19 protein-coding genes are annotated in these 19,971 nt (G+C 49.7%); 13 read left to right on the top strand and 6 right to left on the bottom strand.

Features of this window, described 5'->3' with window-relative positions; translation table 11 throughout:
- Positions 1-2: 2 nt before the first annotated feature.
- Positions 3-917 carry a hypothetical protein gene (locus ACOZK9_RS20950; protein ID WP_421556471.1) on the bottom strand — a complete coding sequence of 305 codons (915 nt, stop codon included), beginning with the start codon at positions 915-917 and terminating at the stop codon, positions 3-5.
- Between the two features lie 426 nt (positions 918-1,343).
- Between ACOZK9_RS20950 and hrpB the strand changes: the two genes are divergently transcribed.
- The gene (gene hrpB / locus ACOZK9_RS20945) at positions 1,344-3,866 is read left to right on the top strand and encodes an ATP-dependent helicase HrpB (RefSeq protein ID WP_421556470.1); all 2,523 of its coding nucleotides are present in this window, start codon (positions 1,344-1,346) and stop codon (positions 3,864-3,866) included.
- Between the two features lie 116 nt (positions 3,867-3,982).
- Here hrpB and ACOZK9_RS20940 read toward each other — a convergent pair whose 3' ends face one another.
- Positions 3,983-4,453: a helix-turn-helix domain-containing protein gene (locus ACOZK9_RS20940; RefSeq protein ID WP_421556469.1), complete on the bottom strand. Its 471-nt coding sequence runs from the start codon at positions 4,451-4,453 to the stop codon at positions 3,983-3,985.
- Positions 4,454-4,759: 306 nt separating this feature from the next.
- On the opposite strand from ACOZK9_RS20940, the gene ACOZK9_RS20935 reads away from it, so the two are divergent.
- From ACOZK9_RS20935 to ACOZK9_RS20915, 5 genes are all read left to right on the top strand, one after another.
- Complete coding sequence (locus tag ACOZK9_RS20935; protein ID WP_421556468.1) at positions 4,760-5,308, top strand: hypothetical protein; 549 nt, start codon at positions 4,760-4,762, stop codon at positions 5,306-5,308.
- Positions 5,309-5,445: 137 nt separating this feature from the next.
- Positions 5,446-5,910 (top strand): hypothetical protein, encoded by a 465-nt coding sequence (locus ACOZK9_RS20930; protein ID WP_421556467.1) that lies wholly within the window; start codon positions 5,446-5,448, stop codon positions 5,908-5,910.
- 16 nt (positions 5,911-5,926) lie between these two features.
- Complete coding sequence (locus tag ACOZK9_RS20925; protein WP_421556466.1) at positions 5,927-6,655, top strand: metallophosphoesterase family protein; 729 nt, start codon at positions 5,927-5,929, stop codon at positions 6,653-6,655.
- A gap of 65 nt (positions 6,656-6,720) precedes the next feature.
- Positions 6,721-7,125 (top strand): DUF6957 family protein, encoded by a 405-nt coding sequence (locus ACOZK9_RS20920; RefSeq protein WP_421556465.1) that lies wholly within the window; start codon positions 6,721-6,723, stop codon positions 7,123-7,125.
- Between the two features lie 48 nt (positions 7,126-7,173).
- The gene (locus tag ACOZK9_RS20915; RefSeq protein ID WP_421556464.1) at positions 7,174-7,530 is read left to right on the top strand and encodes a hypothetical protein; all 357 of its coding nucleotides are present in this window, start codon (positions 7,174-7,176) and stop codon (positions 7,528-7,530) included.
- Between the two features lie 56 nt (positions 7,531-7,586).
- Here ACOZK9_RS20915 and ACOZK9_RS20910 read toward each other — a convergent pair whose 3' ends face one another.
- Positions 7,587-7,886, bottom strand: a complete 300-nt coding sequence (locus ACOZK9_RS20910; RefSeq protein ID WP_421556463.1) for a hypothetical protein — start codon at positions 7,884-7,886, stop codon at positions 7,587-7,589.
- A gap of 195 nt (positions 7,887-8,081) precedes the next feature.
- Here ACOZK9_RS20910 and ACOZK9_RS20905 point away from each other — a divergent pair, with 195 nt between their 5' ends.
- From ACOZK9_RS20905 to ACOZK9_RS20890, 4 genes are all read left to right on the top strand, one after another.
- Entirely contained in the window at positions 8,082-8,381 is a 300-nt protein-coding gene (locus ACOZK9_RS20905; protein ID WP_421556462.1) for a hypothetical protein, read from the top strand.
- Positions 8,382-8,753: 372 nt separating this feature from the next.
- A complete protein-coding gene (locus ACOZK9_RS20900; protein WP_421556461.1) occupies positions 8,754-9,896 on the top strand; it encodes a hypothetical protein in 1,143 nt (380 codons plus the stop codon).
- 440 nt (positions 9,897-10,336) lie between these two features.
- Positions 10,337-11,821: a hypothetical protein gene (locus ACOZK9_RS20895; RefSeq protein WP_421556460.1), complete on the top strand. Its 1,485-nt coding sequence runs from the start codon at positions 10,337-10,339 to the stop codon at positions 11,819-11,821.
- A gap of 186 nt (positions 11,822-12,007) precedes the next feature.
- Positions 12,008-12,247: a DUF7660 family protein gene (locus tag ACOZK9_RS20890; protein WP_421556459.1), complete on the top strand. Its 240-nt coding sequence runs from the start codon at positions 12,008-12,010 to the stop codon at positions 12,245-12,247.
- Between the two features lie 191 nt (positions 12,248-12,438).
- On the opposite strand, the gene ACOZK9_RS20885 is transcribed toward ACOZK9_RS20890, so the two are convergent.
- A complete protein-coding gene (locus ACOZK9_RS20885; RefSeq protein WP_421556458.1) occupies positions 12,439-12,729 on the bottom strand; it encodes a hypothetical protein in 291 nt (96 codons plus the stop codon).
- 195 nt (positions 12,730-12,924) lie between these two features.
- Positions 12,925-13,827, bottom strand: coding sequence for a DUF6685 family protein (locus tag ACOZK9_RS20880; protein ID WP_421556457.1), 903 nt, complete (start codon positions 13,825-13,827; stop codon positions 12,925-12,927).
- Positions 13,828-14,896: 1,069 nt separating this feature from the next.
- Between ACOZK9_RS20880 and ACOZK9_RS20875 the strand changes: the two genes are divergently transcribed.
- On the top strand, positions 14,897-15,133 hold the full coding sequence (locus ACOZK9_RS20875; protein ID WP_421556456.1) for a hypothetical protein: 237 nt from the start codon (positions 14,897-14,899) through the stop codon (positions 15,131-15,133).
- An 815-nt stretch (positions 15,134-15,948) separates the two neighbouring features.
- Here the strand turns inward: ACOZK9_RS20875 and ACOZK9_RS20870 are convergent.
- Positions 15,949-16,821 carry a hypothetical protein gene (locus tag ACOZK9_RS20870; RefSeq protein ID WP_421556455.1) on the bottom strand — a complete coding sequence of 291 codons (873 nt, stop codon included), beginning with the start codon at positions 16,819-16,821 and terminating at the stop codon, positions 15,949-15,951.
- A gap of 640 nt (positions 16,822-17,461) precedes the next feature.
- Between ACOZK9_RS20870 and ACOZK9_RS20865 the strand changes: the two genes are divergently transcribed.
- Entirely contained in the window at positions 17,462-17,632 is a 171-nt protein-coding gene (locus ACOZK9_RS20865) for a hypothetical protein (protein WP_160309965.1), read from the top strand.
- Between the two features lie 56 nt (positions 17,633-17,688).
- The gene (locus tag ACOZK9_RS20860) at positions 17,689-19,962 is read left to right on the top strand and encodes a hypothetical protein (protein WP_421556454.1); all 2,274 of its coding nucleotides are present in this window, start codon (positions 17,689-17,691) and stop codon (positions 19,960-19,962) included.
- Positions 19,963-19,971 lie beyond the last annotated feature (9 nt).

Raw genomic sequence — 19,971 nt, 5'->3', positions numbered from 1 at the left:
GTTTACTCATTGAAGTCCAGTTCACAGATCGCAAGCCAACGAGCAATGGTTCTTCGCACCACCTCGCTTGCTGTAGACTTGTCAATGTTGAGGTTGCGGTCGGTAACCAAGAAATCCATCAGTCTGTTTTTTACCAGTTCTGTTAGCTGCTCAGGTGTTGCATCTGACGTGAGTCCCCATTCTTGAACCTCCAACTCGAAGGCATTTACGATACGAGCGACGTTTACATAAGTCTGAGGAGATCGGTCGTATAATGACTGAAAGTAAGTATCATGATCTAGAAAGGATTTTGTCGTGAGTGCTACTAGGCTTTCCACCTGCCTGGCAGGTTTTCCAGGCATTCTTAAACTACATTTTCTGAACAGGTTTTCATCAAATGGCTCAAGGGATGTGTTCACTTTAGGCAATGATTCTGTAGGCGAGCCCAGACATGGGGGTAAGCCTGCTGATATTCTCAGTGTGTTAAATTCCTGCACGTAAAATTCATGATCGTGCAGTAGGATGGTGAAGTTTTTATCTAAGTGCGGTAGATCCCACGCCCTTACTTCTAATTGTTTGGTCTGAGCATAAGATAGCAGCTTGTTTCTGTTAATTTCAGGTGTAACGAAACACCAAGTTGAAATTTTGGTCTCACCGAGAATTTTCTGTAGTTCTACTGTGTTTTTCTTTAACTTGCCAAGGTCTTTATTGATTTTATCTCTCTGGTTTTCATATAGCTCATCCTGATGGTACTGCTTTTCAGGGCAGTAACATTGAAAGGCATAACCAGTGCGCTTCGTAAAGCCTTCGATGCCATAATCACCTGGGGACGCGGGAACTTGCTGATACCCATCTGCTCCATGCTTGAATTTGAACACGAGCTGACATTCTGCTTCCCAAGTTATCCCTGTATACTTACCGAGTGGTGTAGTAATCAATGCATGCCTGCCTTTATAAAACTCATCAGGAGGCGATGCGTATCGTTATCCTCCGAAGTATCCTGATACGAGAGCATCAGTCGCCTGCTTTCAGTCAGTAGTCTGGATCCAATTTGAAGTTAGCAAAAGGCCATTAGCAGGTCTAGCTGGAACTCGCATATTTTCCAAACTGATATTCTATGCCTGTGTTTATGTACAGCTTTTCGCGGGACGAAGTCATAACAATTGCCGTTTCGCGAATTTTTTGGCTTTGGGCGGATTGGCACCGCAGGTCAGGTAAGGGAGGGAGAGTTAGAGGTTTATCCACCCATCATGTCAGCACACCTACCTGATGCATTCACCGGCGAAAGTTATGATGATCACTGGCACCCCATGCTTCGCACTCACTGACCACCTTATACTGGCATCCTACAGTCCGGAGTAAGCATGAGTACGTTGCCAATCGAAGCCGCCTTGCCGGCCCTTCTCAACGCGTTGAGTGATCGAGATGAGGTGGTTCTTCAAGCGCCCCCTGGCGCGGGTAAAACTACCAAAGTGCCGCTTGCTCTTCTTGGCGAGTCATGGCTGGAAGGTCAGACCATTGTCATGCTTGAACCTCGACGACTCGCGGCACGAGCTGCTGCTGAGCGAATGGCGGCTGAGCTTGGTGAGCGGGTGGGCGAAACTGTGGGTTACCGTATTCGGCTTGAGAGCAAGGTAGGGCCGAAAACTCGTATTGAGGTCGTGACCGAAGGGATTCTTGCCCGCAGGCTGCAGCAGGATCCGTCACTTGAAGGCGTGGGCCTAGTCATCTTCGACGAATTCCATCTTCGTAATCTTGATGCAGATTTGGCCTTGGCGCTGACGCTTAATGGGCGAGAGATGCTACGAGACGATGTCTCTCTCAAAGTGTTGCTGATGTCCGCAACGCTCGAAGGTGAGCGGCTCTCTCGATTGCTCTACGATGCCCCCATTGTCACCAGTGAAGGCCGTATGTTCCCGGTCACGACGATCTGGGGAGCTCCGTATCAAGCGAGTGATTATCTTGATCAGCGTGTGGTTCAGACGTGCTTGGATGCCCTAGAAGACCAAGGTGGAAGTCTCTTGGTATTTCTACCTGGGCAGGCCGAAATACGACGAGTACATCAGTCTCTGAAAGATCGCTTGGGAGATCGAGAAGACGTACTGATTTGCCCTTTGCATGGAGAGCTCGAGCTAGGCGCGCAACGAGCTGCGATTGACCCGCCTCCTGCAGGGAAGCGAAAGGTTGTGCTGGCCACCAACATTGCTGAAACCAGCGTAACTATCGAAGGTGTCCGAGTAGTAATCGACTCGGGACTCGAGCGCGTACCTAGGTTCGATCCCCGTAGCGGCATGACCAGATTGGACACGCAACGGATATCGAAAGCGAGCGCGACTCAACGAGCGGGACGTGCGGGTCGTCTCGAGCCTGGTGTTTGTTATCGACTGTGGTCAGAGACCCAGCATGATCAACTTCCAGGCTACGGTACTCCTGAGGTACAGCAGGCCGACCTTGCTGGATTAGCTCTGCAACTGTTCAGATGGGGGGTAAAGCCCACTGATCTGAAATGGTTGGATGTTCCACCTGCGGCTGCCTATTCCCAAGCCTGCGACCTTCTAGTTCGATTGGGGGCTCTGGGTCATGATTGGAAGCTCAGGAAGCATGGGCAAGATATGGCGGAACTGCCTGCGCATCCGCGCATAGCCCACCTGCTTCTGCGAGGTCATGCTCTCGGCCTTGGACATCTTGCATGTGATATCGCCGCTTTGCTGGGGGAGCGTGATATCCAGCGTGGCGCCGGAGCGGATATCCACAGTCGCCTTGCAATCGTCTCTGGAGAGCAGCGTGCCGAGCGTTCCGAGCAAGGCGGTGCGCAACGTGCTAGAAAGCTTGCCAAGCAATACCGTTCTTATCTGCGCGGCCCCATTGCCGACCCGGTGGCTGATCCTGAGCACCCACGGTGGGTGGGAGCTCTATTAGCCCTGGCATACCCCGACCGTGTCGCTCAACAACGTCGCGCTGGTGGCGCTGAGTACCGTCTGGCCAATGGCCGTGCAGCCATGTTTACCGAAAGTGATGTGCTGATGAAGCATTCATGGTTGGTGATCGCTGATCTAGGTAGTCGCCAAGGCCAACGTGAAGAGCGTATTTATTTGGCGGCGGACTTCGATGAGGAGCTGTTCAACTCCGTTCTGAAAGAACAAGTCCGTCAGGTGGATGAGCTGGACTGGGATGAGCGCGAAGGAGTGCTTCGAGCGGAGCGGCAGTTGAAGGTCGGAGAGTTGATACTTTCCTCTGCGCCTCTGGCAAATCTTAGTGAAGAGGCTCGCGTCCAAGCGTTGATCAGTTACATCCGTCGCAAGGGAATTGAACTCTTACCTTGGACTCCAGAGTTACGCCAGTGGCAAGCGCGTGTAGCGCTTCTGCGGGATCTGGATTTGGAGAAGGGGAGCACAAGTGATTGGCCAGATCTTCGTGACCAGGTGCTTCTGGATTCTCTAGGGGAGTGGCTCGCCCCCTACATCGCGAAGGTAACTAGGCTAAGCCACTTTGGGCAGATCGACCTGCCATCAATTCTGCGCACCCTTTTGCCGTGGCCGTTGCCGCAGCAACTCGAGGCACAGGCACCTCAGACGATTGGTGTGCCTTCTGGATCTAACATTCGAATCGACTACAGCGAACGGCCTCCCATATTGGCTGTGAGACTCCAGGAGTTGTTTGGCCTTGCAGACACACCGCGAATTGCCAACGGGCGACAGGTACTCAAGCTCCATTTGTTATCGCCAGCGCGACGTCCTGTGCAAGTCACCCAGGACTTAGCAAACTTCTGGAAGTCGACGTATGACGAAGTTAAGAAAGACCTCAAAGGTAGATACCCCAAGCATTTTTGGCCTGATGACCCCTTGATTGCGGAAGCCACCGCTAGGGCTAAGCCGCGAGGTACCTAGATAGCCGATGGGTGCGCCGAGCCTGATGGCTCAAGCCTAGGTGGAGGTTGATTAATCGTGACAACCTCAGCATCACGGCCTCGCTCATGCAGCGTTCAATTTCTTGGGATAGATCATTACGTGGTCAGCTTCCACAAACGATTTACGGTCGACTGTGGAATTCCGAGTTTCTCCGATGCTTGCTTCCGGCTCATACCCTCTGTCTTGCATTCGAGCACAGCGTCGATCTTCGCTTTTGAGCTGCGCTTACCTGCGGGGTGGGTGATCAGTTGCCCATCTTGAAACTCCGCATGCATACCATCAGCGATACCCGGTTCCAGTCGTGTGAGCTCGCTATCCAAATCTGCAAGTAAAGCGGATTTTGACTGGCCATTTTGGAATTTGGTGGCAAGCCCGATCAACGCTATGGGAGTAGTGCCGAGTGCGAGCGTAAGGCTCTCGAGCATCTCAAGGGAAATGCCGGTCTTGCCGTGCTCAAGATTATGAATGTGCTTAGCATCGGCGACGTTGTGAAGGTCTTCCTGTGAAAGACCCTGAGAAACTCTGAGTAGGCGAAGGGCGGCTGCCAGAGGCTCTCGTAGCGACATTGACTAATCCCCAAAGACGAGGATATAGCCACATCGAGAAAAACCATTCCATGGACTATAGTGCGTATAATGGTTTATGCTCGTCATCCGTTGTCTTGTAGTTGCTCAACAGCAGTGAGACGGAGATTACGTGCCCGTCCAACCCGAATCGTGCTCGACAGCAACATATACGGTTTATTGCTATGTAGGTTGACTCAGGATCGAGCCAAGCACACGCCGATGATAGCGATGGCCCCGGTGCGCTGGGGGCCAAGCCGGTGTCATGGCTGACAACTGAACTGATAGTGGCTTGATTAAGGAATTCTTGTGCCTAGGTTTTTTTATTCAGATTGCGTGATTACTAACATTGCCAAAATCACCTCTGCTAAGACTGTGTACTCAGCAACGATTAACGATCGCCAAGCCAGTCGATTGGTGATGGACGAAAAAACCTATGAATTCCTAGCAGGTGTAGGTACGGGATCTACAAATCGCGTTTGGTTCCTGGCCGTAGGTTTGCGGAAAGCGTTGGTAATTGTTTGTATTGAAAACTCTGCCGGTGAGCGGCACTCAATGCGTAATACGCTATTTCAAAAAATCTATAGCTTAACTATCCGTCCACTCTGCTTTGGGTTTTTGGCCTGGTTCGCATCGTGGATTTTACTTTTTATCCCGCTGCTCATCATGCATAACGGAAACGTGCGCGAAGCAGGGCCTGCCATGGAGACACTATCTATCCAAGTAGGAGTCGCCGCAGCGGTAGCTTTTTGTGCGCTTTCACTCACGGTTTTCTTGAGACTAGGAAATTTTGATAGCTGGAGTCGAGGAGATTTACAGTGTTATACCTCAGCAAAGCAGCGTGCCTTTGGCTCCTGATTACCCGATGAAAAACGGCGTCTGCGAACGTATAACCTTTGGCGAAAGTTCATTGCGGATGCACGGCAAGTTTAAGCGCATCGAAGTGCATCTTAATAAGGTCTTGCGAATGCGCGTACGAAGAGCGAGTAACTAAAATGTTTATCTCTGACGAGTCCTGCTCGCTGGGCTTCCCCGGGCTATTTGGGAGTGGCCAAGCCGCATGGCGAATGGTCGAACGTGAATCGCTCGACCCCTGGTATCACGTCACCATTCGCTTAATTGCAGGTAAAGAGTCCCGCACTAAAAAGCTGATGCCAACCGATGCCTCCTCACTGTCCGACCTGCTTGCTCTGCAGAGTCCCACCTGGTTGGTTGGAGAGGTTCAGGTGGTAACGGCACCGAGCCTTAATGGGAGCCCGTCAGAGCGTATGGACAAGCTTGTGCGCCTGATCATCGGTTACGACATGAGAGGTGAGTGCGTCATGCTTCATCAAGTCGAGGGCGGAAAGATCTACAGTTCGTTTGATGGCCTGACTGATGCCGCATTGCTCAGAGACTCTCGGATAATCTATGAGGCGACTGATACCCAGTCACATGATCAGGAATGCGTGGGTCACTGAGGAAAAGGTCGTTCCGATGAAGCTTCAAATCTATTCAGATCTGCACCTCGAATTCGCTCGGTTCGAGCCCGCCCCGCGCGATGCGGACGTGGTCATTCTCGCCGGCGACATTGGTATCAAATCACGTGGAGTGAAATGGGCTAACGAAGTCTTCGACTGCCCGGTGATCTATGTCTGCGGAAATCATGAGTACTACGGCGGCCACATTGATAACACGCTTAGAAAAATGAAGGACGCGGCAGCGCCAAATGTCCACGTCCTTGAAAACGAAGTCTTGATCCTGAATCAAACTAGGTTTCTGGTCACTACAGCGTGGACAGATTACGCCTCGACTGGAGACGTTACTGCCGCGAAACGAGTCGCCTGGGATTGTATGAACGACTTCACCGTCATCAGAACAGATGAGAGATACCGGCGCCTCCGTCCCGATGACGTGATCGCTAAATCCAAAGCAGCATATGCCTGGCTCACACAGGAGCTGGACAAGCTGTTCGATGGCAAAACCGTCGTAGTTACGCACCATGCGCCGATGTTGGATCACGTCGGTGATGATCTTCCCGCGCACTTGATCGCTGCTTATGCCAATGACTGGCCGGAGCTCGTGGGCAAGTCCGATCTGTGGGTCTACGGGCACACCCACATAGCAGCCAGATTTACCCAAAGTGGGTGCCGCGTGGTCTCCAACCCAAGAGGTTATCCAGGGCAGAGCACTGGCTTTGATCCTGATTTGTTGATTGATCTTTGATTGCTTTGATAGGTCAGTGGCCACGCTCGCTTTACTGCCCGCGCTCAACGAGAAGGAGTTTTTCGATGGTGACTTTAGATGAAATCTCGCAACTTTTTTACGGCGGCGGGGAAGAGGTTGCTGGTTGGGAAGGCTCACAAGAAGACCTAATCTCTTTGGCAGCAAAGACGTTCCCCGGCAAAGCGTTCTGTGTAGTTAAACAGTGGATTTTTATCGACCTAACGGTTAATCCCGTTGAGAGAGAAAAGGTCATTGGGCTAGGTCTACTGCCCGCGACTTTGTTCGCGCATGAAGTCGTTTTTGATAGTCGAAATCGGTTTCAGCCCGGCATGTGGGTACGCAGCAATTTCGGAAAATCCTTCGCTGAAGGCTGCATGTTTGAAACCAAAGGTACGGTCTATCTCCTCCTCGGGCCAGGACTGAGGAAAGAGGCCAGCATTGGTACTGCTTTTTCGATGAAAGCAGGGTGAGCGAAGCTCGCAGACAATTTAGACAGAATCGTTTTGGAGCTTGGGTTGATGCCTGAAGTAACTGAGTTGGAGTTCCACAGTAAAGATTTAAGCGACTTTCAGATGAGTCGTTTGGTGCGAGCAAGCCTTCGAAAATACACGGTGCCAGTCACTGCTTTCATTAGCGACGCTCTCATCGCGGATGACACATGCCTGGGCGTTTCCTTCGACCACTCTGAGCGTGACGATACGCACCATAGGGCGGATGGTTCTATTCTACGGACAGGTAAAATTCAGGCAGCGAGGAAAGAAGGGCGGTTTTGGCTGCTCGAAACCCAAGACGGTAACTACGTCATTGTTAGCTTCAGGCGAGACCTCGGCAGAGCAAGCTTTCTCAAGCTACTCGATTCCGCCGACCGCCTTTGAAGCGATGGTGAGAAAATACCTTTTTACTAGAGGTACGGTTCGGCATAAACCTCGGTTCAGTAGCCGTACTCGTTCAGCAGTTTTTGCAAAAACTCACGCCGGCGTTGGACGATGCTCAAAATGAGAAAGTCGCGGTCGGTGTCTCTCGTCGACAAATGCCCAGCGTCTACAAGACCGTGGATGTAGCCCTCGGCTTTGCCCCTTGCTCCGAGCAACGTATCGATGGAAGTGCTTTTGTAGATGTCTTCAGCGATGAGCTGCCACCGCTGTTTCTGCCGGTGACCAAAAGGGTCGTCGGAAAATTTCGGTGCGTTGATCAAGGTATTGAAATCGGCACGTGCGTTTGGTGTGTTCAAAGCGAATTCTCACAACAGTTACGTCTCTGTCTAACCTACCATGCGTACGCCTAACCGCCTGCTGTTGGCTGGCTTTTGTAGGCGCTGGCGCGAAGGGACGATTTCAATGATGGTGCGCTCTAACGGTGGCTTAGAACATTGCGGAGCCTACAGGCAGTGCTATTCAGCGAGTACATTCTTAGCCTGGAGTTCGATATGGGATACCTCAGCCTAGAGGACATCTACGCCGATGACGTAGAAAAATATGGCCATATGCGGGTGGGAATGACCGACCTCTATGTAAAAGACAATCACGCCATTTATGGTGTGGTTACGCGTGGCGAATACCGCGAGCTGACCAGTAGGTTACTGCGTGACGAGGCGGTGCAAATAATCATCAGCGCTAGGCTTGCCGCGTTGCCTGAGGAGTTTGATCCGTGGACCAGGCGCATCGAACGTAATCGCGACTTACGGGCTAGGTATGGGGACAAATTCGATCCCTGGAAAGACGACTGACAGCTCCCTGCGTTCAGTTGCGAACGCAGCGCCTCATCATAACCGCGCCTAATCGACCTATCGACACTGTAAACAGTGGAAGCAAACGCTGGGCGCTTAGGCTTACTGGCGACTACGTCCGCGTTGCCAAATCGCACTGCACTTGATCACCCTTTTTATCTGTTCTGAACTGCCATTTGCATTGGACTTGAACAACGAGTTTGGTATCCATGAGCGGGGCGTAGCGATTCATTGCAGCGCATCGACACCGGCAGAGATCGGCCAATAGCAGCCGGTCAGCGATCAGGCTCTAAATATTTTTTTCGCCTATGAGGTAAGATCTGCGTCCCTACAGAAAACACGTAACCGTCGCGTCTTAGAGAGTTAATTTAAATGGATTTATTCAAGCTTGAAATTGAAGAGAGAAATTTACACCCAGATGTCAAAAATATAATCGATCAGGCCTGTTACGCACAGGCCAGAGATAATATAAATGAATGGTCTGCCGGTCTCAGTCAGCGCAGGAAAGAGTGGAAAAAATTTGTTAAAGAATTTCAGTTGTCATTCAACTCCAGCTTTTGGGAATTATATCTAAACAAAGCTTTCGCTGATCTTGGGTTCAAGGTTGACTACTCAAAGGAAAGCCCGGACTTTTGTTTAATTCATTCGTCGGGTAGAATTTTAAATATTGAGGCGGTCACCTCTAATCATAGATCTAATGGATCGATCGAATATCACAGTGCAAAAGGGCGAGCTGCTGAAAGTAAATTGGATGACGAACGATTCTATGATCTAAGTGCAATAAAGCTGGTGGGCAAAATAAGGGATAAGCGCGAATTATTCTTGGCAGGAAAAAAGAAGCATCCTTATTCGTCACTAGATCACGTCAAGGGCAATCCATTTGTGTTAGCGATAGCTCCTTTTGATACTCACCTGTCATTTTCTCAAAATAATATCGCAATTAATCGTGCTTTATACGGTGTCGACAGCAAAACAGGTAGTGGCAGACCGGTCATTCACCGAGCACTAAATGAAAATAGTAAGCCAGTCGAGTTCGGAATATTCACAAACGATAGCTACAAGGAAATTAGCGCGATAATTTTCTCAACCGTAGGAATGTTTAGCAAAGCTCTAATAGGCACGAATGTTGATGGCTTTGTGAAGTCCACAAGATACCGAGAAATGGGTGTCGTAGAGTTTATGGTAAAAGAGGGTTTGGACAGGATAGGTAAGCATCATTTTGAAATTGAATCCGGTCACGATATATTTTGTCATAGATACTTTAACGGCCATTTAGTCTGTGGTTCAGACGTTACGCTATGCAAGCCTTCGAATTACCGAGAAACTCATCTAGATGGTCTACACCTATACTACAATCCGTTTGCAGAGACACCATTACCTAAAGACTTATTTTTAGCAAAAGAGATAACTCAGAATGATTTCGACCCTTTAAGTATGTCAATGACATCAAAACATAATGATAAGTCATTGGTGTCTCGGCAATTTATTACTTCAATCGATACAAACACCGTCTGATTTAAACTGGCACAATTTTCTTCAGAGTTTTAGCCGCGAGGGAGAAGGTCATATCGATTAGCAAGACGTAGAAGGTGGATTAATAACTCAGTTCCCCTTGTGGCTTCCGGCTAAAAGCGGACAGTTTGCATAATCAATATTTCCCCTTTTTTCTTAAGCAAATGCCCCGATCTGTCGCGAATCAAGCGCGGTTGGCGACTGGGGGGCTACTGAAGCTATTGCTTACCAATGAAGTGCAACGTGCCCAATTCGGCCAGTCAACGATCCTTGCTGATCTCAGTGAGAAGGCAGGAGAAAATAGACAAGGTTATGAGCGCGGCTGTCATGCCAAAATGATGGCGTTGATATAGTATGTAGACATCCTACAACTTCTGATTAAAAATTTATTGGTTTAAATTAATGTACGAGCGTGTCTTCTTCGATCCACAAGGAAAGATAATATGTTGGCAAGTAGTAAGCAGTACACAAAAAATATTGAGCTTGCGCCAAGTGACTGGTTGTTCTGGAAGGATGAAGACTTTAATAATTGGAGGCGACAGCATGACTTCCCTAGGATTGTCGCATTCTTGTTTGATAGTTTACCTTATTTTTCCTTATGGCTTTCTGAACAGGTTGGATTGACTGAAGCAGATTTGTTGTTTCACGGCCCATCCAGATTCATAAAATCCTACGGAGCAAATGCAACGTATATCGAACACGACGTGGGAATCTCAATTTTTAAAGAATCCCCCGCCAATGAAGTTGTCAGATATGAGTTTTTTGGAAAAAACGATTCTGGAAAAACAGCTCGCTTTAAGATTTTGAGACAAGTTTTTTTTGTAAGTTATATTGATTGGGCCTATTCCAGGATGGAATGGGCTTTTCCTAACAAGCTAAAAGACATCAGGGGTATCGCTCTGTTCTTTACGCCTTCAGGAAGAACATCAAAATCCTCAGGCTATTTGAACAGCAATTCAAACATACAACTCAACATACCATTATTCATGCCAAGCTTTACCTCGGATTCATTAAAATCAATGCCTTTTGAAAAAGCTCCACCGAGGCTCGAACTGCTCAAGCTTGGTGGAGGGGGAGTAGAAATAGCAGACGGTCTAGTGGGAGAAAAGAATCTCGAATTTACAAACATTGACAACCTGACGCTTATCTCTCCAATCGTCACCAGCTTTCAAATCATCGCATTTTCCACATTGAGAAACTTCAAGGTTGTTGGTTCGATTCACGCGATAACGTTTCATCAATGTTCAGTTGAAATTACCGTAAAAAACGGCGGTTTATCTTCCTGTCAGTTTGAGTATGGCGATCACAAAATTGAGCTGAGCAACTCAAAGCTTGACAGGTCTTCGATAAGGTCGCGGCGACTTGATCTGAAGCTGTCTGCTACCGAGCTTTTAGATTGTCGCTTAGAATATTCTGATATATTCAATTCCTCACCCAATGAGAAGAAAAACTTCCACAAGTCTGCAAAAATGATTTTTTCACACTTAGGGTATCCTGATTTGGCTGGAAAGCATTTTTTTACAGAGAAGAAATCAGACCGAAAACACAGGTGGGAAACTTTCTCAAGTGCTAAGTCTGCCACAGGAGTAGGGGGCAGATTATATGCGCTGATTGGTTACTTATGGATGTCTCTACAAGAATTATATTGGGGGTATGGGGAGAGACCTTTCAATATAATACTATTTTCAATAGCTATTATTTCTATAACGTCTTCACTCTGTTATTTCAAGCAAGACTCTAGCACCTATAACGATGCGTTAAGGTCGATTACATTTTCCTTTCAGTCTTACACGAATGTCTCGATACTGGAAATAAATCAGGCCAGTGAAGCACTTAATATGATTGGGGCAGCCATGTCATTCTTTGGTTTGATATCAGTAGGCCTGCTGGTGGCTTCGTTGGCATCTAAGTCAAAAAACTATAACTAATGGAATATGCAGAAAGAGGACAGATTTAGTGGGCACTTTCCGCTCTTGGCCGACTCCCGCCTGTCGTGACAAACAGAAATCGGCCAAAAGCAGTCGCTCAGGTGAGACCGTTTTCGACCCGTAGCGGACGTTAGTCGCTCGATGGATAATCCGACGAGCTACTTATGACTTTGAGCGGAGAAACCCATGGAGCTTCATGAGCAATTGGATCAGGTCAAGGACGCCAATACCTTTCTGGCTTTTGCCCACGCCCTGGCGGAAGACAAATCGAATGGTGACTGGGAAAATGGGACGATAGAAGCCTTCCTGGACGGAGCTATTGCATGGGCCGAGGCCAGTAATTTTGGCGTCGATCAAGGGCTTCAAGCCTGCAATCCTTGGCGGCAATTCGCTAATTTTTTGTACTGCGGAAAAATCTACGAGTAAACATGTGAAGTGTTTATTCGCTTTAAGCGTTGCGTCTACCGGGTAGCGGAACGGGCTCGGCTCCACCTCACGATCGACCGATTCTGGTCGGTCACTGCCAATTGTCACTGGCTGCGTTGGGTCGTTTTCAGCCGGTCGCGACAGGCAGTAATCGGCCAAGAGGAGCCATTCGTGAGAATCCGCTCTCGACCCTAAGCGGGTATGTTCGAATCGATTCGCTGAATTTCCGCCTCGCTCATTACTCGCCAATCATTTGGCAAAATACCGTACTCGAACTCAGCGCTTTCCAGGGCCTCATCCAATCCAAGTATCAAGTGGTCGCCTTCAATCTGGAGTTTTCCGTAGTCCTCAAAACGTATTAGCAGATACACCGGGTCACCGTCTTTTACCTCCAGGCCGAAAAGCACGATAGCGGTAACGTCAGGCCGGAAATCACTGACTGTCCTTACATGCGCTAACAAATGGCTTGTGGGCTGATGCATGGCGTCGGCTGCATTTAATTGATGATGGGGTACGGCACTCTATATTACCGCTTCTGGCCGATTCTCACCTGTGATGGTGGGCAGAATCTGAGGCGTTGCCAACATGGTTAGATGCGTTGAAGTAAAAAGTCTCAGGACGGCTGTGATTTCCCGAACAGGACTCCCCTAAAATAGCTGGAGTCCCATACGGATCAGTCAGCGCGTGCTGATATCTTTCAGATAGCGGCCGAGATCTTGGAAAGCCGATGCGTTTAAAATCTCGGCGACTTTGGCTGACCTTCTCTCTGCTTTTGGTAGGAAAACCGCACATTGTTCAGTGTACGGACGCGGCAGATCCTTCCAGTAGTAGGTTGCCTTGAAGCTCTGCATGGTTCTGTGAAAGCCCATTTGATGCCTGTGATGAGACGACATCACGAAGATATCGAAATCTCGTGTGAGGCTCTCCAAAGCTACCTGATTAATGCCGTGAACTCGGTATCGACCGCTTAGAGGTACCTCAATTTTGAGGCGTTTTGCGATGTATTTAGATGCAGCAAAATGATGGGAGCCGCCGCTATTCATCAAGAAAACTCGCCCATCCCACGACCAGGTCTGAAAAAAATCATGATCCACACGACTTATGATTCGGATTTCATCCCAGGCCAAGTTTTCGGCTAGTTTCTCTGGGGTGATTTGATCAATCATCTCTTTCGAGTTTTTTTCCACCATCGCATCCATGCTTTTGAACAAGTGGAGCTCTGATTTGGAAGCCGAAAATCCATCTACATCTTGGATGTCGCATTCCCATCTCTCCACCTCTCGAGTCGTGCCGAGGTTGAGCAAGTCGTCACGACGTACCGACACGCCACCATAGTTTCGATTGGCGCCTGGACAATGCCCAAATCCGTTGAGGCTTCCCTTGCATGGGCGACTACGCTCGTAATAAAGATTGCCGAACTCATGCCACTTCACGACCTTATCGCTGGAAATGCCTTTGTCGTAATCAACCAATGGCTTGTTGAGCCCCGGCTCCTTGGTAATCAGTTTTACTAAGGAGGAAGGGTGTCCAAATTCTTCTTTGATCGCGTCTACGACAAATTGAGCTGCCGCTTTGAGCATATGGTTTTTCCTCTGTGATGGTGCTCCTTCACTAGAATGCATTTACTGACGTAGCAACGCGACTCAACCCGGTGTCAGAAACGACTATGTCGTAAGCGAAGCTAGAGATTCCAATGGCCAGTGGAAAATGCTCAGTGAATGGAGGGGCGTTTTTAATCTCGAAGCATCGGTGAATTGTGATGGGCACGACTTGCTTCGATCCTTCTTGCCCTCCCTTCTTCGGGTAAGGCCCGGCTCGACGTAACGCTCGGAAATGTCTGAGCTTACAATTATTAAGGTTATCGATGCCGGTTAGCCAGGCCTTGATGCCCAGGTGCTCCGGCCTAGAAGTTTTGGCCCAGGCAATTGGAGGCCTGCAGGGATTTGTGGTCTGGAAGCTAGAAAGATATGTGCGATGTCTTTAAGTGCTTTCGCTTGCCAACGGCAATGCTACGTAGGTCAGTCCAAAGGCCCCGACCGGCGCATTCGCAGACACTTCAACAGTAGCGCGTCAGCATTGGCTCGCCAGTATCCGCCATTGAAGGGGCTGTAATGAGTTTTCTAAAGACCCACTAAACGCAAGTATGACTTCCCCGAGCTGTGCTACGCAAAGTAGGGGGATTTAGTCTCAGGTTGAGGTCGTCTAGAACAGACTTTTTGAACGGACGAGCCCAAGTGTCGGCTTTCGATGAAAAAAACTAAAGTTTTTCAATGTGAACTAGAGGCCTGACTGTTTGCTGCTTAGACGAACCGGCCAACAGGATATACACAGATTATCCACAGGGGCATCGTAGGTAAGTGGCTTGATTCGTCGCGTGAAATCGCTCATCTTGTGTTTGCCGAGCGATTTACCCCTAGATATGGGGTTTGGCACCGTAACCCATTGGGGGAGGCAAAAGTCAGCGAGTGGTCACGCAAGGTCGCCAAACGTTTCGTGAACCACTCGCCCTCAAAGCCGTACGGTTAAACAACCTGACTTGAGTGCGCGCATTACATCGAATTGCGTACTGTCGCGTCAAATTAATGTGACGCGTGGTTCGAAGCGTTAGCGCTCGGTCAGACCATTAATCTCAAATCTAAAGGTATGACCATGAGCACGAACACTAAGCAAACTAGCCCCTCAATCGCCTCCTTGGCTTCTGCGGTTCTGCGCGACCCTAACGCCTCCAAGGAGGCTTTGGAGCTGGCCGGCTCTGCTCTCTCCCAAGCGTCTCCTGATAAGCAGACTGGTGAGCGGATGCAGGAGCTTGCTGGTCAGCTCCTGAGTGAGGACGGTCACAGTGAAGTGGTTTTGAGCCTGGCTGGCTCTGTTCTTTCTCAATCTTAAAATTGCGTTAGGCAAATCGCCCCGCCGTGTGCGGGGCGTTTTGTTTTTTCATTCCTGTAGAGCGGCCTTGTGTTCTGCATCGCCTCGCACCTCCGATCACCAGTCTCCCAAGAATTTCCTTAACAATGGACTCTACATTCCTGTCGTCTAGCCTGAGCTATCTTGGACGAAGCCTCATTAGGGGCTAAAGGTAATCGAGGAATACTGCCCCATCGTGCTCTGAACGGACGAATGAGACTTCATCTGGATACCCATCGACTCCAATCAGTTTGACCACCCCCTCCGCACGATCATGCATGCAAACCAAAGTGCATGTGGATATGTCCGGATCAACGACTGCCTCATGAAGGGTGTATCGTTCAATACGGTAGGATTCACCAACTCGTAGGCAGCGCCGATCGGTTTCTCTAACAGCCTCTCTCAGACTCGTTTTGCGGAGCGTGTTCGCTGTTCGACGAACATAACGATCCCCTTCGTAGATCACTTCGTATACAGGATGACCTAATGTGGTGCCCGCTCCTATCGGAGTGCTGACGTACTGAATGTTCGTCAGTGTGCCGGAAAGGATTCGACTACTCACGTGGGTATCATGTAGGTGGATGCCAGCAGGCATTCCACTGATTTGGCGGTGACTGCTGGGCCAAAGGTGTAGGCGCCACTCTTCATCTTCCGAGCGGCTCAATAACATGACGTAGAATCCGTGCGGATGCTTCAGGCAACGAGGCTTTGACTTAAGAATCCAAGCTCTTAACGCATCTTTTATGTTGTCCGTTGATGTGGTGCCAATACACTCTCGCTTAAGGAAGGACAGGTCATTAGGCATAAGGAGAGCGACCGCCCACTGCTTTCTCAGCTGCAGTTACGACGCTCGCGGGAATAGTGCCAAGCCCGAACATCGTTTGAAGTACTTCGGTTGGCGCAACGTTGGTGGGAACGTCAACATTGGAAGCTTCTGTGCGAATCAGTCCTAGCTCGTGGGCGTATGCTGCGTAGTCGCGGTGAGAACGATGATACCTGTAGGCGAAATCTTTCGGATCTTCACGCGTGACGATGAGTTCTTGAGACGAGCCTTCAATTCGGAACGTCGACAGGCGCTTACTCAAATACAGCTGTACGTTGAGCAACAGTGGATACTCATTCTTGGCGCGCACGATAGCTAGGATGGTTGCCAAAACCTCAGACTGGACGTACTCAACGCTCCACAGGTGGCTGTCGAACGTAGCGCTTTGCCGAAACCGCGCGTATTGCTCGCAAATGGCTGAGTCTCTAAAGTCCAGCAGGATGGCGTCGACGCGAATCGGTTGTCTGTGCTTTTTGGCTTGCTCAAGAAGTCTGGGAAGTGTTTGTGCACGAAAGTGTCGACCTGTTCGTACGCTGATTTGATAGTCAACCGAATCAGCGACAATCCTCTCAAGGTTTTGCGAAATATCTTGAGGCAGGACGACTGCCGCTTTCTGCACTTCGTTCGGATCGACAAAAAATGAGATGTAGAGCGTCGAGAGAATGGCGAATGCACCACTTGCAACGACCGAGTTTAAAAAGCTGTTGAAGGTCTGCAGCGACGGAGATTGCACTGGGCGATTGGCAATCCATAGAGTAACCAGAAAGCAAAGAAGTAAAAGGCCACCGCTGGCCAGCAGAAAGCTTCTGCGTTGATGAGCAGAGCTGAAAATCCCTGAGAGCGACACACTGGTTACCTTCTGACATCCGTTTCGATGGCGGATTTTGCTCGGCGTGATGGCTCAATGCAAGCATGCACCGCTTTTGCATCGATTTACGCTCATTTGAGCATCGAATTGCAGGCAAATCTCAAAGCTTCAGCTAACCTCATGCCGAAGCGATTTAGATCATCGAATCGCGAAAGAAGAAAGGGAAACTGATTTGGGAAGGATGCGTGAAGCGAACCGCAAAGCGTGTGACGTGTCACAAAGACCTATCGCTAAACGTAATTCCTTTGTGCCATACTCGTTCCATACAGCAATTCCGTCGTTGGATCTCACCCTTTAACTGCTGTCCTAAGCAGCGTTGAGATCCGAATCAACATGACGCATCATCAGAAGCTAAATGTTTCTGAGATCCATACCAAACGCCGTTAGGCACCTGCTTCAGCAGATCCTTGATCGGATGAACGTTAACGAAAACGTTGTGTCGAAGCAGTGAAGGACACCATTCGTCGGCAAGGTCTTGAGAAAGCTGACGACCGGGCAAGTGGATTAGTAAAATCCGCTCCCTTCGAGAGTCGTCGTAATTGGCACCTGCGTCACCCTCGTCAGTGACTACCGTAGCAAGACCGTTACCACTAGGAATGTGGGAAAAAGGGGACAGAGAATGAGCGTTGAGCTTTTGTACGATAAGGCCAGGAAACACATGGGCGCGACGGAAGAGGAGCGGCTACGTAAGGCGCGAGCCCGTACGTTCGTGATGACCAAAATTCTTGCCAAGCAGGCCAAAGCCCAAACCGTGACCGATGAGATGTTGGCTCGTACCTGCAGTCTCTGACTTTTTTCCGTCCTAAAAGCAGCCCTCGGTGGCTGCTTTTTTTTGCGCATAGAACAATGACCCCATACCTTGTCACGGAATTTCAGGCCGAAACACTAAGTGCCCTGATTCGCGAATGCTTTGGCTACGAATACCTGCAGATCTTCGATAAAGAGCAGGTTAAGTACCTCTACAACTATCTTTGCTCTCTCGGCGCCAAGTCTATTCTGCTGGAGCCTAGGTATACCGATCGAGACTTCCTCGAAGACTACTCACGCTACTACTTGAAGCGCTTCCGCAACGATGGTCAGGTCTGTGGGCGTCTACACTTTTTCAGATGTAAACTTGACCATAAGTCGCTTGATAGCATGATGATCGACAGCGCCCGACAAGATCTCAGCCGTGCCTGGTTGCAAGACAACTACCTGGGTTTTGTCGTGATCAAGCCACTCGAAAAGACTTTCATCGGGAAAACGTGTCTACGCATCGCGGGTGATCGAGGTACCGGGCCGGGTACCAAAAAGAAGATTGCCAAGCGGTACGACGTCAATCTATTTGGCATCAAGTTGCATGTGAATTCGATCGCTTTCCAAGAGCAGGACAAAGTTGTTTCCGCCTGCGCGACCACTGCGATCTGGGCCGCCTTGCACGCGCTTCCAGGTCGGAATGTAAAAAATGTACCATCGTGCAGTGAGATCACCACGGCTGCCCTGAATTTTGTGGACGGCTCTCACAACGGCTTTCCAAACAAGCACCTCACCCACAAACAGATTCAGCGATCACTCGACGTTCAGGGCCTTCGTTACCACTCAACAACAATCACGACGCAAACCCAAAAGTGGTTCCACAGCTATGCGTCTACGCATGTCGACAGTGACTTACCGATTATACTAGCCGGCGTTGTTTACGGGCCGGAAAACGCCACGGCTGCTGACAAGCAGATCCGGGAGGCTGATGCGTTGGAGGCGTTGGAGGAGATGGAAGGCCTCGATGAAGCCGCTCGTGAAGAGCTGAAAAACGAGATGAAAACCTCCACCGGTCAGCCGATGTGCTTGAAAGGTGGTCACGCTGTAACGCTGGTGGGATACGACTTCCGAGACGGAAAAGAGTGGCTTTACGTCCACGACGATCGGCTCGGCCCTTATGCTCGGGCGAAAATTGCGCCTGCTGAAGAGTTCATCAAGGCTCAAGCAGACATTGGATCTGTAGCGTCTGACGAGGTAAGGGAGTTACTCAGTGATCGTTGGGCCTTGGAGTTCAGTCAGTGGGACGAAAATAAACAGACCTGGCTGCCGCCGCACGAAATCTTGGTACCAGATCTCGGTATCGTCCCGGCTGACAAAAAGGCCCGTCTCGACTTCAAATATGCGCATGGCACTGCGGCAATCCTTCAAAACGAACTAGAACGTTGGATGGAGGGGATTTGCCAGAACTCCTCGCTCAAGCTAGAGAAGTGCTCTCACACGATAAAGCTCGCATCTATCTCGCAGATTCGGGACGAGATAACAGGTCGACCGATTGGCTATGCGGAAGGAGACAAGCTTGAGGCTGGCGACGAGTCACCTGTTGCTACCGCCGCAAACATCGAACGTTGGAACGCTCATAAGTTGAGCTTCCTCACTACGCCTATGGCTCGTCTGCAATGGACTATTGACCTCTATTGGGGTGAACGAAAGGTATTGAAGGTTTTGCTCGATGCCACTGATACGCCTTTAGGTGACGCGGTATCTGCCATCTATGAGCACGACTTGTTGTTCGCCGATCTATTTCTTAGATGGTTCAGGGATCAGAAGGCTAACGCTCAGTACGTCGATGTTGAGCACTTCTACAGCTCGTTCTTGAAGGTCTTGGCGAAGCAAGACCAGGACTACGCCAATTACCTCAATACCACCTACGGAAAGCTGCGCGCTCCCAAGCGTTTGGAGCAAAGTGAGATCACCGCTGAGGGTAAGGGTGCCAACCATACTGCGATTGAACGGTTCGACCCGTTGGCTATGGAGCGAACCTTGGTACAGCTATTTCCTGACGTCATCAAAAATCCGAAGACCAAGAACCTGATTTGGGCGATCGGAAAAGACGGCAGCTTGTTCGTCGCTGAGGACTTGAAAGATCCAAAACGGGGTCACCCAAGCATGACGGGCTTGCAAGCAGCCCGGATTGCCGGCGAGATGTGGTGGGAACCCTCTGATGGAGGATCCGGTGAGTGGGCCGTCAATCATTGTTCTGGGCGCTATAGCTTCGATTACGTGAACCCACAGAGTTTGCTGAACAACGCGATTACCAAAATCGCATCCTTCTTCCCTGATGACACCTTCGCTATCGAGCCTATTCCCCTGCGCCGCAACGGCTAATGGTTTGTC

The sequence above is a fragment of the Pseudomonas kitaguniensis genome (assembly GCF_049199985.1).
GTDB lineage: Bacteria > Pseudomonadota > Gammaproteobacteria > Pseudomonadales > Pseudomonadaceae > Aquipseudomonas > Aquipseudomonas kitaguniensis.
The sequence above is the reverse complement of the archived record's forward strand: the minus strand, read 5'-3'. Positions and strand labels throughout refer to the sequence as shown.

Excerpts from the sequence above, each read along its gene's own strand:
- hrpB (WP_421556470.1), top strand. The coding sequence starts at position 1,344 with ATGAGTACGTTGCCAATCGAAGCCGCCTTGCCGGCCCTTCTCAACGCG.
- ACOZK9_RS20940 (WP_421556469.1), bottom strand. The coding sequence starts at position 4,453 with ATGTCGCTACGAGAGCCTCTGGCAGCCGCCCTTCGCCTACTCAGAGTT.
- ACOZK9_RS20930 (WP_421556467.1), top strand. The coding sequence starts at position 5,446 with ATGTTTATCTCTGACGAGTCCTGCTCGCTGGGCTTCCCCGGGCTATTT.
- ACOZK9_RS20925 (WP_421556466.1), top strand. The coding sequence starts at position 5,927 with ATGAAGCTTCAAATCTATTCAGATCTGCACCTCGAATTCGCTCGGTTC.
- ACOZK9_RS20920 (WP_421556465.1), top strand. The coding sequence starts at position 6,721 with ATGGTGACTTTAGATGAAATCTCGCAACTTTTTTACGGCGGCGGGGAA.
- ACOZK9_RS20915 (WP_421556464.1), top strand. The coding sequence starts at position 7,174 with ATGCCTGAAGTAACTGAGTTGGAGTTCCACAGTAAAGATTTAAGCGAC.
- ACOZK9_RS20905 (WP_421556462.1), top strand. The coding sequence starts at position 8,082 with ATGGGATACCTCAGCCTAGAGGACATCTACGCCGATGACGTAGAAAAA.
- ACOZK9_RS20900 (WP_421556461.1), top strand. The coding sequence starts at position 8,754 with ATGGATTTATTCAAGCTTGAAATTGAAGAGAGAAATTTACACCCAGAT.
- ACOZK9_RS20895 (WP_421556460.1), top strand. The coding sequence starts at position 10,337 with ATGTTGGCAAGTAGTAAGCAGTACACAAAAAATATTGAGCTTGCGCCA.
- ACOZK9_RS20890 (WP_421556459.1), top strand. The coding sequence starts at position 12,008 with ATGGAGCTTCATGAGCAATTGGATCAGGTCAAGGACGCCAATACCTTT.
- ACOZK9_RS20885 (WP_421556458.1), bottom strand. The coding sequence starts at position 12,729 with ATGCATCAGCCCACAAGCCATTTGTTAGCGCATGTAAGGACAGTCAGT.
- ACOZK9_RS20880 (WP_421556457.1), bottom strand. The coding sequence starts at position 13,827 with ATGCTCAAAGCGGCAGCTCAATTTGTCGTAGACGCGATCAAAGAAGAA.
- ACOZK9_RS20875 (WP_421556456.1), top strand. The coding sequence starts at position 14,897 with ATGAGCACGAACACTAAGCAAACTAGCCCCTCAATCGCCTCCTTGGCT.
- ACOZK9_RS20865 (WP_160309965.1), top strand. The coding sequence starts at position 17,462 with ATGAGCGTTGAGCTTTTGTACGATAAGGCCAGGAAACACATGGGCGCG.
- ACOZK9_RS20860 (WP_421556454.1), top strand. The coding sequence starts at position 17,689 with ATGACCCCATACCTTGTCACGGAATTTCAGGCCGAAACACTAAGTGCC.